Below are 14,690 nucleotides of genomic sequence, written 5' to 3' on the forward strand. Positions count from 1 at the left end.
TAGAGGAATCTCTATGCCGCTAGCGATACCGCTCTTACGGACTCAAGCATGACGCACCATTATCAGCAGTTGATCGACGTTTTTAATGCCAGTTTTAGCTGCCCATTCAATACACAATTGGTCAAAGGTGACGATGAACCTATCTACCTGCCAGCCGACCATGAGTTTCCTTACCATCGGGTCATTTTCGCCCACGGCTACTACGCCAGTGCGATGCATGAAATTTCACATTGGTGTATTGCCGGTGAAGAGCGGCGCAAGCTAGTCGATTTTGGCTATTGGTATTGTCCAGATGGGCGTGATGCATTAACCCAAAGCCAGTTTGAAGCGGTAGAGATTAAGCCACAGGCGCTAGAGTGGATGTTTTGTGTCGCTGCGGGTTTCCCGTTCAACGTCAGTTGCGACAATTTGGAAGGGGATTGCGAACCGGATCGAATCACGTTCCAGCGTAAAGTGCGTGAGCAAGTACTTTGGCATTTGAAAAACGGAGTATCCCCACGACCTGCGGGCTTTATTCAGGCACTACAATCGTTCTACAATACGCCGCCGCTGGCCCCAGAACATTTCCCTTATCCGGAAGACTTGGTTTAGCGCTCAGTCGCGATTGGGCTGCCAGACCCCATCTTGGGGCATAGCGAAAATACATTTTATATTGAGGACCGGTAATGATCGCAGAGTTTGAAACACATATCTTGGCGCAAATAGATGACATGGTAGAGCACGCCAGTGATGATGATTTATTTGCCGGTGGTTATCTGCGTGGTCATCTGACGTTAGCCGTCGCTGAGTCAGAAGCAAACGGTGAACATTCCGCTGAGCAATTGCATGCCCGTGTTCAAGCCAGTCTGGAAAAAGCGATTAAGGCCGGTGAGCTTTCCCCGCCGGATCAGGTTTTGGTGTTGGGGTTGTGGGATCGTTTGCTTGAGAAAGCCATTAACTGATTGTCCTTGAAGCCGCAGGGGTGTTAGCGGCGTTCACTTACCCGAATCACTTACTGGTGTAAGCTCATCGGGATGCGTTTACTTGCTGCCTACCTGCGACTCCAATGACTTCCAGTTAATATTTTACTTTGAAGCCGCAGGGGTGTTAGCGGCGTTCACTTACCCGAATCACTTACTGGTGTAAGCTCATCGGGATGTGTTCGCCTCGATTAATCCGGTGTGCGTTGTTGCACCGGTCTGCCTTTCAATAATTTTCGAATCCAGAACCGATTAGGATTTAACGCTGCCAAAGTAGAAACATCCAATGGTAGCGGCTCGCCAAACATTTGCGCCGCCAAAATTTCTGCCGCCAATGGCGCACTGCACAAACCTCGTGACCCCAATGCGCCGACCATAAATAACTCTGGGTACACCGGCGCAAGGGCTATCTCTTCACCACGTTGTCTCTGACGCGGAAGATCCTGATACTGAGCCAACGTGGCATTATAATCGGGCACCGCACCGACCATCGGCAAATGATCACGGATAGCACAACGTACCCCACACCGCGCTTGATTATCACTGATATCCACTTGCTGCGGCCAACTCACCTGTGGCAAACACCGTAATAATCGATCCCGATTCTCTTGCTGCTCATCAGCCCGAAAATCAGTGGCGAGATCGCCGCGCTGATAACTGGCCCCGATACAGTGATGCTGATTGGCTGGATTCACGGGTGTCAGATAACCGTCATAGCACAGGACTTGCCGCAACTGGCTGAGCACTGGCGTAGTCGGAATATGCGAGACCTGCCCCCGCACGGCTGACAGCGGCAGATGGCGAGTCTGCGCCCACTCGGGTAAGCGGTGGCCCGTGGCAAGGATCACGCTGGCATGTTGCTTAGCAGCCTGTGGTTCAACAAAAGTCAGCTGCCATTGCCCTTCAATGCGTTCTAACTGATGCAATTCATGTTGATAGTGGCAGGTCATGCCGTTTTGTTGCGCGAGAGCCATCAGTGCAAGGGTTAGGTCAGAGGGGCAAAGCCAACCACCGGCTGGATAGTGGATGCCATCATGGGCGCAATCTAACCCTGCCAGCGCACTGAGTTGTTCACGGCTCATTGCTTGGGCGAGAGAGGCGGGCCAATCTGTTTGCAGCATTTTATCAATTTTGCCGCGACTTTTTTCGTCGTAGGCGAGTTGGCTGACGCCACACCACTGGTGATCAAAACGAATGCCTTGCGCAATAAGCTGATCATATTGGCGGCGTGCAAAGGTAAACGCGCTGGTGAAAAAGGTTTCTAATGCGTCATTTTTACCATTCAAAAGCGGGTAGAGTGCACCTTGCCGGTTACCGGATGCCCCTTGTGCGGGCTGCGCATCAGCACAATAAAGGGTGACCTTAGCCCCACGGCGCTGCAATGCCAATGCAGTCAATGCACTGACAATGCCACCCCCGATAATGGCGATATCATCGCAATGGGCCGAGGCAGGGCGGTGATACCAAGGATCAGGATGAGTGTCCGAATGAGAATGTGTATCGGGTTCAGATGGCGTATCAAGACGCTGGGGCAAAGTACCCGTCAGCATTTCACGTTTTTGCCCGAAACCTTTGACTTTAGCGACGTCAAACCCCGCATGTTGCAACCCTCGGCGCACAAATCCAGCCGCCGTAAAGGTAGCAAAAGTCCCTCCCGGTCTGGCCATCCGCGACATCGCACTAAACAGCGTGTCATTCCACATATCGGGGTTTTTGGCGGGGGCGAAGCCATCTAAGAACCAAGCATCTACCTGATCATTCAGGCTGGCATCTAACTGTGGTAGCAGCGTGTTGACATCGCCAAACCATAAATCCAGCGTGATGGCCCCCTGCGCGAGCACAATACGGTGGCAACCCCCTAAGGGCAGAGGCCATTGCGCCCGTAATTCCTCGGCGAAGAGTGCCAGTTCCGGCCAACGTGCATGGGCGGCGGCTAAATCAGCGACCTTAAGGGGGTATTTTTCGAAGCTAATATAGTGCAATCGCTGGAGTGTTGCCGTGGGATCTTGCTGCTTAAATTGGGCAAAGTCGCGCCACAAGGTGAGAAAATTCAACCCAGTACCAAAACCCGTTTCGGCGAAAATGCAGTTATCACGCGGGTGTTGGGCAAAGCGTTCGGGGAAACCATTTCCCTTGAGAAAAACGTAGTGCGTCTCCTCCAGCCCATCTTCATTGGAAAAATAGATGTCATCAAACTGTTCCGATACAGGTGTACCCTGTTCATTCCAGCTCAAGGTCGCAGTTTGAATTGGCGCTTGGCTCACGTTAAAAGACTCGTATCTCAAGGGGTGGGCCGATTCTAACTATGTGACCCGCCACGTGCAAATTGTAAAATTATCTGGCTATATTACGCTGATCGGACTTGTTCGGCGTACAACTGTACGCTAAAGTGCGTTGCAAAATCCCGAATGTAAAATTAGTGGAAGAGGTATTGAATGAAGCGTGCAGTCATTACTGGCTTGGGGATCGTCTCCAGCATTGGTAATAACCAGCAGGAAGTTCTGGCGTCTTTGCAGGAAGGCCGCTCTGGCATTACTTTCTCGCAAGAATTTAAAGATGTTGGAATGCGCAGCCATGTATGGGGTGACGTTAAACTCGCCTCTGAGCCAAAGGATCTCATTGATCGCAAAGTGCTGCGTTTCATGAGCGACGCCTCAATTTATGCTTACCTTGCCATGCAAGAAGCGATTACAGACGCCGGTTTGTCTGAAGAGCAGGTTTCTAATTTCCGCAGTGGGCTGGTGGTAGGTTCTGGCGGCGGTTCACCCCGCAATCAGGTTGCCGGCTCCGATGCGATGCGTACACCACGCGGTCTGAAGGGTGTTGGCCCTTACATGGTGACTAAAGCCATGGCATCGGGTGTTTCTGCTTGCCTAGCAACACCTTTTAAAATCAAAGGCGTGAACTACTCCATCAGTTCAGCTTGTGCGACATCTGCACACTGTATTGGTCATGCATTGGAATTGATCCAACTGGGCAAACAGGATGTGGTCTTTGCCGGTGGTGGCGAAGAACTGTGCTGGGAAATGGCCTGTGAGTTCGATGCGATGGGCGCATTGTCAACCAAGTACAATGAAACCCCCGCTAAGGCTTCCCGTACTTATGACCAAGACCGTGATGGTTTCGTCATTGCTGGCGGTGGTGGCATGGTCGTGGTTGAAGAGCTGGAACATGCTCTGGCGCGCGGCGCACATATCTATGCTGAAATTGTGGGTTACGGTGCGACTTCTGACGGTGCAGACATGGTTGCTCCATCAGGTGAAGGCGCTGTTCGTTGCATGCAGATGGCCATGCAGGGTGTTGACACCCCAATTGACTATATGAACGTACACGGCACTTCTACCCCGGTGGGTGATGTGAAAGAGCTGGGCGCAATTCGTGAAGTGTTTGGTGATAACACGCCAGCGATTTCTTCAACCAAAGCGATGACCGGCCACTCACTGGGTGCGGCGGGCGTACATGAAGCTATCTTTAGCTTGTTGATGGTTGAGCATGGCTTTATTGCACCGAGCATCAATATTGAAAATCTGGATGAGCAAGCTGCGGGGATGAATATCATCACTGAGCCAACTCAACGTGAACTGACAACCGTGATGTCTAACAGCTTCGGTTTCGGTGGTACTAACGCCACTTTAGTGATGCGTAAATACCAGAAGTAAGCCTAACGGCAGATATTTCTGCTAGTTATTGCTTAATAATGAGGCCCACGAGTGATCGTGGGCTTTTTTATTCGCTATAATATAAACACTATTCAAGAAAAATAGTGTAATTCTCAGATAATCGTATCTTTTTTGTTAATTCTATCTTTTTATGTAAAAGAATGAGTGCAGATCACTTGTTATTCATAAAAACATCTTATACTAAATAACCAAAGTGAATAGTGGTATAAAAAGTAGGTGATTGAATGTTAAAGCATTAGCGAGGTCGCTATCTATTTATATTCTTATAACGTCAAATTTAACGTTTAAAAAAACCTTGCCTGCCTAAAAACGTTAATTCACAATCTTAAAACAATAATTAAACAAATTTATTTTTCCTTGTTAATTTACCAACACAGCAGGGTAGTTCAATGAGCCATAATCAAAGTGATCAGAAGTTGAAGATTGCCGATTTAAACGAGCGCGTTGTTCACGAAATACTGGAAGTGATAAGTGATGGTATTTGGGATTGGAACGCTAACAGCGGATTCGTTTATCGTAACTCTGGCTGGTATGAAATGCTGGGTTACCCGGCCCATGCGTTTGAAAATACAGTGCATACGTGGGAAAAAATCATCCATCCAGATGACTTTGACCGTGTCATGTTTCAGTTTGATGCCTATATCAATAATCAGGCTGACAGATACCAGATTGAGTATCGCTGCCGGACCCATGATGGGGGTTATATCTGGATTGAGGACCGTGGCAAGGTGATTGAACGTAATCACGACGGCTCGGTCTCTAGGATGATTGGTGCGCATCGCAATATTCATGACAGAAAGCATCGTCTTGAAAAGTTAGAGCTAAAGAATAAAACGCTGGAAGCATTAGTTGAGGAGCGAACAGCAGAGTTACGTGAAACCAATGACCAATTGCAGCAGCAATTAAATATTAAAAAGAGTCTCTCTGAAACCGATGTATTAACGTCGGCTGCGAATCGCTATTTATTAGAGAAAGTTTTGAAGCATGAATATAATCGTGCTAAGCGATTTTCTCAGCCACTCTCATTGCTTTCGTTGGACCTCGATAATTTTAAATTTATTAATGACAAGTATGGGCATTCTGTCGGGGATTTAACCTTGACTCATATCGTTGATGTGGTGAGAAATAATATCAGAGAGATTGACGTTTTGGGCCGTTGGGGAGGCGATGAGTTTATGATTGTTTTGCCAAGCACACAGTTAAGCGAAGCGAAAGTCATTGCTGAGAAAATTAGGCATCTCATTGCGACCATGCCGGTCGACGACAATATCAGCGTCACCATGAGCTTAGGCGTGGTCGAGTTGGAACCGAATGAGACTCAAGAACAGTTATTAATTCGTGCGGACAAAATGCTGTATAACGCTAAGGCTGCGGGGAAAAATGTCATCAAAGGCTGATTTATCGTATTTGCCGTTGCTGCAATGGCAACGGCATTTTTATTGGCGATAACATTTTATTTTGAGCTAAACGGTTAAGGCTCCAGTGCATACTCTGCTGCCGCTTTGGCGTGTATAGCGGTCGTATCGAACACCGGCACAGTGGCATCCTGCGCATTAACCAGTAAGGTAATCTCAGTACAACCGAAGATAATCCCCTGCGCACCTTTCTGCTCTAACGTTTTCATAATCCGGCGATACTCTTGGCGAGAGTGCTCATTGATAACTCCCAAACACAGCTCTTCATAAATAATGCGGTTAATGATTTCGCGGTCAGCACTGTCTGGCGTAATCACCTCAATATCGTGTTTTTCCGTTAAGCGACCACGATAGAAATCTTGCTCCATGGTATAGCGAGTACCCAATAAACCTATTTTCCTGATCCCTTGGTGCTTAATTTGCGCCGCAGTGGCATCAGCAATATGCAGCAGCGGCAGCCCACTGGCGGCTTCAATGTCGTCCGCGACTTTATGCATTGTATTCGTGCAAACCACCACGACCTCTGCTCCAGCACGTTTTAATGACACGGCTGCATCAGAGAGCACTTGCGCAGCAGTTTGCCAATCACCTTTGGCCTGTAGCTGCTCAATTTCGTGGAAATCGACACTGTAGAGAATAATTTTGGCGCTATGCAACCCACCTAATTGTTCTTTAACCTGTTGATTAATCATCCGGTAATAAGGAATGGTCGATTCCCAACTCATACCACCAATAAGGCCCAAAATTTTCATCATTATCTTCCCGTCAGCACCGGTAGAGAGCAATTGGCAAAACTGTGATATGACTCCGCCATTGCTGGTTATCTATGACTATTATCATTTGTGTAACAAATTTCGTGTCACAAAACTGTAGTAATAGGAACACGCTATCTACTTTTATACCATCAACTGGATGACGGAGCTTGGGATGATAAAGATAAAGACGGCCTATACCCTGACCTTATTAGCGATACTTCTACCGACTTCAACCCATGTCGTGGCTCAGGATAAGAGCGACAATTATAAACTTGAGCAGGTATTAGTGATGAGTCGCCATGGTATTCGTGCGCCGCTAGTGAATTATGGCGATATGCTTTCGAGTGCGACACCGGATAAGTGGCCGCAATGGAATACGCCAGGAGGATACCTGACACCGAAAGGGGCTGAAATCGAGGCAATATTTGGCGGTTATTTCCGCTTATGGTTGGCAGAGACCAAGCTACTGAAAGCTACAGGTTGCCCCGCAGACAAGACCGTATTTACCTATGCCAACAGTTTGCCAAGAACCATTGGCACCGCGCAGCATTTCTTATTTGGTGCATTCCCTGGCTGTAATGTCCCCGTTGTTCACCAAAAAGATATCGGCAAGATGGACCCTGTTTTTAACCCGATAATTACGTTGGATGTCACGCCCGAATTTAAAGAAAAAGCGCTGGCCTCGATTAATCAACATGCGGGGCCGGGTGGGGTTGAGGGGCTAAATCAGCGATTACAACCTAACTATGCCTTGCTATCACAAGTGTTGGACTATAAAAACTCCCCCGCCTGCTTGGTAGATAAAAAATGTGACTGGAGTACGCAACCCACCAATATTGTGTTAGTGCAAAATAAGGAGCCGGGCATTACTGGGCCATTGAAATTAGGGACCGGTGCTTCTGATGCCTTTATGCTGCAATATTACGAAGGTTTTCCGGCGCAAGATGTCGCTTGGGGGCGAATTAAGTCCTCGGAAGAGTGGCGTAAATTAATCGATATAAAAAATCTGTACCATGAAACATTATTCGGCTCACCCGCGATTGCCGATAATGCCGCCGAGAAATTAGTGAGCTTTATCAGCGCCGCATTGGATCCTGTTGGTGAGAAAACGCCAAATGAATTAGCCGCGCAACAAGCCAAATTGGCTGTGTTAGTCGGGCATGATTCCAACATTGCTTCGTTGCTGGCGGCACTTAAAACCAAAGAGTATCAGTTGCCAGACCAATATGAGAAAACGCCGATCAGCGGCAAAGTGGTCTTTGAACGCTGGAAAGATATCAAGCAAAACAAAGATATGATGAAGATTGAATATATCTATCTGTCGACAGAGCAAATCCGCAATAAAACACCATTAACCCTGCAAGCACCGCCAAAACGTGTCACGTTGGAAATTGAAGGCTGTCCAATTGACGCCAAAGGGTTCTGCTCAATGGATGATTTTAGAAAAGCAATAAAGCACAACACGCAGATCTAATTGAGCGTTGGTGAGCTTAGGAATAACAGTAATAAAAAGGATGGGGCTGGCATTAAATGATGGGCTGCGTTAACGTGGCCTTTCTTTGTCAGCCCTTGGTTATTATCGATCACCCGATGACGCAACATACGACAACCCACCGCGCGATTAATACAATTTTCAGACCCTTTTTGAAAGATCGCCTGCTACATATTTTATTGGTTTTAGGCATAGGGTTAACCGTACTCATGCCAGCAAAAATCACGGCATTCCCGCAATTTATTGATTGGACGACCATTGTCACGCTGCTGGGATTAATGCTACTGACGAAAGGGGTTGAGGTCAGCGGCTATTTTGACTTTATCGGCCGCAAGATCATTAACACATTACACACTGAGCGGCATTTAGCCCTGTTCTTGGTATTATCCGCAGCGGTGCTGTCTTCTTTCCTGACCAATGATGTTGCGCTGTTTATCATTGTTCCACTGATTTTGACGCTGAAGAAAATCTCGTCGTTACCGGTTTCTCGCCTAATTATTTTCTCTGCGCTGGCGGTCAATGCCGGTTCACTATTAACGCCAATCGGTAATCCGCAAAATATTCTGTTATGGAGCCGTTCCGACCTCTCATTCATGGGCTTTACCCGCCAAATGGCCCCTTTGGCAGCGGTGATTCTACTGACATTACTGGCGGTCACTTGGTGGCGCTTTCCTGCGCGGACCATTAAGAAACAGGCTTCCAGCCCCATTTATCCTTACCAATTCCGCTTGCTGCTGAGTTGTGTTGCACTGTACGTGATTTTTATTATTTGCGTGGATTTGGGCTTGGAAAATTATGGGCTGCTCATTGTTTTCGCGGGATTACTCCTCATGGCACGGCGAGTTTTACTGGCGATCGATTGGAGCCTAATCGTGGTCTTTATGGCGATGTTTATCGATGTGCGCCTACTGACCGAATTACCTGCGCTACAAGCGTTGTTTGGCGAAATTAAAACACTCTCTCATGCTGCGGCTTATATTCTGGGTATTGGGTTATCCCAATTGATCAGCAATGTTCCTGCCACTATTTTATTGCTGAATTACTTACCCTCCAGTGCCCTCGTGGCTTATGCCGTGAATATTGGCGGCTTTGGTTTTGCGTTAGGCTCAATGGCTAATTTAATCGCGCTTAGAATGGCAGGTGAGCCGGCTATTTGGCTGAAATTCCATGCCTACTCGCTGCCTTTCCTATTGTGGAGCGCGCTGGTTGGCTGGTATTTGTTAGCGTGGTGAGCGGGTAAGTGAATGGCTCAGAGGCTAAGTACCTGAGCCATTATTTTGCTGCTATAGGAATATTGCCAACATAAAGGCGATAATCAGCGCCACGGTAATAATCACCAGTGACGGTTTTTGCAGTGCATCTTGTAATGATTGTGGCAGTGCAATAATCATCGGATTGATGGTGGGCTGAAGCGTTGTTTGATCTTCAGCTAAATGTTGCGCCGCGTTGGCACGGTCTAATCTGGCGGCAAACAGCACATTGATGAGGTCATTCAGTTGCGCCTGCGTCAGTGGTGTCGTCGGGCTTGCCTGAAAGCGATTCTGGCTGTAATCAATCAACAATTGCTGTTCTTGTGCATTGGCAGGTTGCTTAAGTGCAGTTTGCAGGTTGATTAACGTGGGCGCTGTTTGCTGACTGAGCGCCACTTTGGTTTGCAACAACTGGCTGATTAACTGGAAATGCCGTGCGGGCAGCGGATCACTGCTTTTCACCCCTACCATATCAAACAGCGCCTGCCATATTTTTGCCGGTTGTTCACCGGTGGCAGCACTCAGTTTCACCACCAGTGATTGGAGACTCTGCTGTTCTGCGGGCAATAGCGGCCTATCCATTATTGTTGCCAACTGTGGCGGCGGAATATTCAGCGTACCGGATTGCAGAAGGACGAACACTTGCTGTAACTCAGCATGGCTCAATTGACTTAATACGGTGTGACCAAAGTTCTGGCGGATAAAATCACTGACAGCCTGCCGATTATTACCTTGGGGCAGCAGTTCGGTCAGTTGTTGACGTAATTGATGACTCGCGTGATTTTCCTGCGCCTGTAACAAACGCGTTTGCAGCAATTGTTCCGCGGGTTGGAAGTGGCGAGCAAGGAGCTCACTACTGCTGCTAAGGGATAAATCGTGACGAAGCGTGGCCCAAATCTCAGCTGACTTGACTGGGCTAAGCGCAATAATCCGCATAATCAGTTTTTCTAGCGTCGTGCGTTGAATCGGCGTCAACGCCTGATTGTCCAGTTTGCCCTGAGAGGGAAGTTTGGTCGGCGCGATATTGCGGTCACTGGCAAGAGGCACACTTGGGCCATTCAAAGGTTGCATATCACCAGTCCTTCGCTGTGGAGACGATACTGCGGAAAGTAATGAGATTAGCCCACGATAGTCGTAAGCAGGCAACATGATACCTGTAAATGTGTCGACGACATTACATTTTTTAACTCAGTACTATTGTCAATAATTGTAACCTTGAGTGATTGTTTGGGTTTGGACATTGATAAACTTTATTATGCCGCTAAGATGGGCCGTCAGATTGATAATAACGATGAAGAACAGGGATTAGGTCTAAAGACGAATAATGGTAAAACGACAACGCGCCGCTCAATGGTTCCTCTGTCTGGCTTGCTTGGTCATACTGGTTTGTATGACGCAACGCATCGCCAGCCTGCACGCGTTGGAAAAAAACCTGTTGCCGACGACATCGGTGTCGCAGATTTTTGCTGACTCAGATGAAGAAACCACGCCCTGTGAACTCAGCGCTAAATCCCTCTTAGCGTCACCCCCCGTTCTATTCGAATTAGCAATTTTCTCTTTGGGCCTATTGTTGCTGCTGTTACTGCCAACTGTGCCGTCCAGCATGCGATTCCCGCCGCCCAGAGTCATATCACCCAGTGGTCTAAGGGTGCATTTGCAACTTTGTATTTTCCGAGAATAGAGACGCTTTTGGCGTCGTGACGGCAACTCAAGCGTTGCTGCGATTAATCTATTTTTTGGAGAAAGACAATGTTCAATTTATATAAGACAGCCTTGTTCTGTCTGTTGCTGCTATGGATGCCAACCCTTTGGGCTGCAGATAGTGGCTGGCTGGTTACACCGCAAAATGACCATGCCAAAGTCAGACTACGTGCTGAACCCTCAGCAGGCGGGGAAACTCGCATGTTACTTTCCGTTCAATTGGAAAAGGGCTGGAAAACCTACTGGCGTTCGCCAGGTGAAGGCGGTATTGCGCCGACTATTGTGTGGACACCACCACTTGAGAAAGTGAAGTGGTTTTGGCCAGTACCACAGCGCTTTGATGTATCGGGTATTTCAACGCAGGGATACCATGAGCAGGTGATGTTGCCGATAGTGATTTCTGGCCCGTTGCCCAAAACGTTAAGCGGAACACTCACGTTATCGACCTGTAGTAATGTCTGCATTTTGACCGATTACCCGTTTAGCCTTGATCTCACTTCCCCCATAAGTGCGGCAAACCAGCAGCAATTTGAACACGATTTTGCCCAAGCGATGGGGCAAGTACCGATTGCCAATGCTTTAACCAAACAGATTCAGGCCGGTTATGGCAATGGGGAAGTACAAATCCATGCCATCCGTGAAGAAGGCTGGCAACAACCCGCATTATTCTTCGATACGTTGGAAGATGCCGATCTGGGCAAACCTATTGTTAGTGTGCAAGGCAAACAGCTATCTGTGCGGGTGCCGGCTACCGATGGTTGGGGTGAGGGCTCCGCAGATCTGCAGGGCAAACAACTGACGATGGTGATTACCGATGGAGGCTTAGCGCAAGAAGCGAACGTGATGATTGGGCCGGCAATCACGCTACCGACTTCATCCACTGCTTTTTGGTCTTGGATATTGATGGCATTAACGGGGGGATTAATTCTCAATCTGATGCCCTGCGTGTTACCTGTTTTGGCGATGAAATTGGGTTCGATTCTGCATACCGAGCACCAAACTCGTCGTCAGGTGCGTTGGCAGTTTCTGGCTTCCTCAGCGGGAATTATTACCTCATTTTGGCTGCTGGCCCTGCTGATGACCGCCTTGCGTTTAGGTAATCATGCACTCGGCTGGGGAATTCAATTCCAGAATCCATGGTTTATCGGCTTTATGGTCGTGGTTACCGCACTTTTCACCGCCAATCTGTTCGGCCTATTCGAGATCCAACTTTCCTCTTCGTTGAATACGCGCATTGCCGCGCCTCGTATTGAGAAATCGGGTGTGCGGGGTATGGCAGGCCACTTTGGTCAGGGAGCATTAGCCACTTTGTTGGCAACCCCTTGTTCTGCACCTTTCTTGGGGACGGCGGTGGCGTTTGCACTGGCAGCGCCGTTGCCTGCACTGTGGGGGATATTCACTGCGCTGGGCGTCGGGATGAGCTTGCCGTGGCTGGCGGTGGCAGCGTGGCCCAAATTGGCACTCTGCTTACCGAAACCTGGCCGCTGGATGAACCATCTGCGTATCGCGATGGGCGTCTTGATGTTGGCCTCTAGCCTGTGGCTGCTCAGTCTGATGGCGAGCCATATTGGCTTACAAGCCGTCATGGTGATGACAGGTGTGCTGCTACTGGCGCTGATATTCGGCATTGGATGGCGTTATGGTGCTCGCATCGCCACTATTGTCTCTTTGATCAGTGTGTTGCTGGTGGGCGCGCTGCTTCTGGCCGGTTCGCTGACCGCTAACTTATGGCGGAAACCGTTGCATGACAATGTCGCGTGGCAGCCATTAACAGAGTCAGCCATTAAACAGGCTCTGCATGAGAATAAGCGAGTGTTTGTCGATGTCACTGCCGATTGGTGTGTGACCTGTAAAGTCAACAAGCTACATGTGCTGATGCGTGATGATGTGCAAAAGGCGTTGCAAGCGCCGGATGTCGTGGCACTGCGGGGCGACTGGACGCGACCTTCGGCGTCGATCACTCAATTTTTACGTGAGCGCGGCAGTGTCGCTATCCCATTCAATCAGATCTATGGCCCACAACAGCAGCAGGGCGTGGTGCTGTCCCCTCTGTTGGATCGTGACGTGTTATTGAAAGAACTGGCCGCTGCAAAAGGAGATCAAAAATGAGAATACTACTGGTTTTGTTATTCACGCTGACAGCGACGCCACTTTGGGCAGCACAACCCTTCACCCCCGAACAAGAAGTGCGGATAAAGGCATTGATCCGAGAAACCTTGATAGCCAATCCAGATATTTTGGAACAATCAGTTAACGCATGGCAGCAACAAGCCAATGAAGCGCAGGACAAGCAGCTCAATCAATTTATCGCTGCCAATAAGAAAGTCCTCTACGAGGACCCCGGTAGCCCGCGATTTGGCGCGGCAAAACCGGTACTCACCATTGTGCTATTTACCGATTACAATTGCCCATTCTGCAAAATATTTGATCCGCTGCTGGAAAAGCTCGTGCAGGAATACCCGCAAGTCGCGGTGGTGTTAAAACCGTTGCCGTTCAAGGGGGAAAGCTCAGTGACGAGCGCCAGAGTGGCATTGACACTATGGCAGCAACATCCTGATCAATTTATGGCATTTCATCAGCGACTCATGGCTAAAAAAGGATTTCATGATGCCAGCAGTATTGCGTCTGCGCAGAAAACAACCGGTGTCACGCCCGTTGAATCGAGCGAACAAAGCCTCACTGTGCTGCGCAGTAACCTGAAATTGGCTGAGCAACTGGGCGTTCAAGGGACACCTGCGACCTTGATTGGCGACCAAATGGTGCCGGGGGCGATCTCCTATGAACAGTTGGAGGCGATTGTTAAGCAGCAACTGGCACAGGCAGAAAAATGAGCCGATTAAAACGTTGGGGGAAAGAACTCGTCGTGTTGGTCCTGCTAGTGGCGGTTGTCTCGTTAGGGATGGATTGGCTGCGTAGCCCGCAAGCACCCTCAGACTGGTCCAGTACGCCATTGCAAACGCTGACGGGGGAGACGGTTTCTTTGCAGGCGATGAGCCAAGATAAGCCCTTGCTGATCTATTTTTGGGCGACATGGTGTGCGGTATGCAAATTCACCAGTCCTAGCGTCAATCAATTGGTTCAGGAAGGGGAGAATGTCATGACGGTGGCGTTACGTTCCGGCGATGGGCCGCAGGTTGAGCACTGGCTGAGGAAAAAAGGTTACCAGATGCCGGTGATTAATGACGCGACTGGCCAGCTATCTGCTCAATGGCAAGTCAGTGTCACGCCAACGCTGGTGGTTCTCTATCGCGGGAAAATGGTGCAACACACTAGCGGCTGGACCAGCTATTGGGGGATGAAAGCACGTCTATGGTTGGCGGCATTTTGATGTTAAGCCACTAAATCAAATGTTCCGCCACTAAAATTGATTGCCCGGCGCATTTATGCCGGGCTTTTTTAGTCTACCCATCGCTTACAGGGGCAGATCTGAAATAACGT

The 14,690-nt window shown here is 48.8% G+C and carries 14 protein-coding genes; 11 read left to right on the plus strand and 3 right to left on the minus strand.

The features are described 5' to 3' along the window. The first annotated feature begins 48 nt into the window (after window positions 1–48). Window positions 49–591: an elongation factor P hydroxylase gene (locus DA391_RS07005; RefSeq protein WP_108087488.1), complete on the plus strand. Its 543-nt coding sequence runs from the start codon at window positions 49–51 to the stop codon at window positions 589–591. Window positions 592–665: 74 nt separating this feature from the next. After that, a complete protein-coding gene (locus DA391_RS07010; RefSeq protein ID WP_050080032.1) occupies window positions 666–941 on the plus strand; it encodes a YfcL family protein in 276 nt (91 codons plus the stop codon). Window positions 942–1,150: 209 nt separating this feature from the next. On the opposite strand, the gene mnmC is transcribed toward DA391_RS07010, so the two are convergent. Further along, window positions 1,151–3,223, minus strand: a complete 2,073-nt coding sequence (mnmC, locus tag DA391_RS07015) for a bifunctional tRNA (5-methylaminomethyl-2-thiouridine)(34)-methyltransferase MnmD/FAD-dependent 5-carboxymethylaminomethyl-2-thiouridine(34) oxidoreductase MnmC (protein WP_108087489.1) — start codon at window positions 3,221–3,223, stop codon at window positions 1,151–1,153. Between the two features lie 171 nt (window positions 3,224–3,394). Here mnmC and fabB point away from each other — a divergent pair, with 171 nt between their 5' ends. Beyond that, on the plus strand, window positions 3,395–4,618 hold the full coding sequence (fabB, locus tag DA391_RS07020; protein WP_019210711.1) for a beta-ketoacyl-ACP synthase I: 1,224 nt from the start codon (window positions 3,395–3,397) through the stop codon (window positions 4,616–4,618). A 410-nt stretch (window positions 4,619–5,028) separates the two neighbouring features. Continuing rightward, complete coding sequence (locus DA391_RS07025) at window positions 5,029–6,036, plus strand: sensor domain-containing diguanylate cyclase (protein ID WP_050872818.1); 1,008 nt, start codon at window positions 5,029–5,031, stop codon at window positions 6,034–6,036. A gap of 74 nt (window positions 6,037–6,110) precedes the next feature. Here the strand turns inward: DA391_RS07025 and DA391_RS07030 are convergent, their stop codons facing one another. Then, window positions 6,111–6,806: an aspartate/glutamate racemase family protein gene (locus DA391_RS07030; protein ID WP_050080029.1), complete on the minus strand. Its 696-nt coding sequence runs from the start codon at window positions 6,804–6,806 to the stop codon at window positions 6,111–6,113. 175 nt (window positions 6,807–6,981) lie between these two features. Between DA391_RS07030 and agp the strand changes: the two genes are divergently transcribed. Both agp and DA391_RS07040 read left to right on the plus strand, forming a co-directional pair. Next, window positions 6,982–8,283 carry a bifunctional glucose-1-phosphatase/inositol phosphatase gene (gene agp, locus DA391_RS07035; protein WP_050872817.1) on the plus strand — a complete coding sequence of 434 codons (1,302 nt, stop codon included), beginning with the start codon at window positions 6,982–6,984 and terminating at the stop codon, window positions 8,281–8,283. Window positions 8,284–8,399: 116 nt separating this feature from the next. Next, window positions 8,400–9,533 carry an SLC13 family permease gene (locus DA391_RS07040; RefSeq protein ID WP_057644319.1) on the plus strand — a complete coding sequence of 378 codons (1,134 nt, stop codon included), beginning with the start codon at window positions 8,400–8,402 and terminating at the stop codon, window positions 9,531–9,533. A 51-nt stretch (window positions 9,534–9,584) separates the two neighbouring features. On the opposite strand, the gene flk is transcribed toward DA391_RS07040, so the two are convergent. Further along, window positions 9,585–10,622, minus strand: a complete 1,038-nt coding sequence (gene flk / locus DA391_RS07045) for a flagella biosynthesis regulator Flk (RefSeq protein ID WP_057649813.1) — start codon at window positions 10,620–10,622, stop codon at window positions 9,585–9,587. A gap of 162 nt (window positions 10,623–10,784) precedes the next feature. Between flk and DA391_RS24435 the strand changes: the two genes are divergently transcribed. The 5 genes from DA391_RS24435 (at window position 10,785) to DA391_RS07065 (ending at window position 14,580) form a co-directional block, all read left to right on the plus strand. After that, window positions 10,785–11,021 (plus strand): hypothetical protein, encoded by a 237-nt coding sequence (locus DA391_RS24435; RefSeq protein ID WP_240624839.1) that lies wholly within the window; start codon window positions 10,785–10,787, stop codon window positions 11,019–11,021. Beyond that, on the plus strand, window positions 10,942–11,232 hold the full coding sequence (locus DA391_RS07050) for a copper resistance protein (protein WP_240624829.1): 291 nt from the start codon (window positions 10,942–10,944) through the stop codon (window positions 11,230–11,232). The genes DA391_RS24435 and DA391_RS07050 overlap by 80 nt, the downstream gene beginning before the upstream one ends. Window positions 11,233–11,300: 68 nt before the next feature. Beyond that, complete coding sequence (locus DA391_RS07055) at window positions 11,301–13,361, plus strand: protein-disulfide reductase DsbD family protein (protein WP_108087491.1); 2,061 nt, start codon at window positions 11,301–11,303, stop codon at window positions 13,359–13,361. Continuing rightward, a complete protein-coding gene (locus DA391_RS07060; RefSeq protein ID WP_050080024.1) occupies window positions 13,358–14,083 on the plus strand; it encodes a DsbA family protein in 726 nt (241 codons plus the stop codon). The genes DA391_RS07055 and DA391_RS07060 overlap by 4 nt, the downstream gene beginning before the upstream one ends. Then, complete coding sequence (locus DA391_RS07065; protein ID WP_050080023.1) at window positions 14,080–14,580, plus strand: protein disulfide oxidoreductase; 501 nt, start codon at window positions 14,080–14,082, stop codon at window positions 14,578–14,580. The genes DA391_RS07060 and DA391_RS07065 overlap by 4 nt, the downstream gene beginning before the upstream one ends. The last annotated feature ends 110 nt before the right edge of the window (window positions 14,581–14,690 follow it).

The sequence above is a fragment of the Yersinia massiliensis genome (assembly GCF_003048255.1).
In the GTDB taxonomy this organism is placed as follows: domain Bacteria; phylum Pseudomonadota; class Gammaproteobacteria; order Enterobacterales; family Enterobacteriaceae; genus Yersinia; species Yersinia massiliensis_A.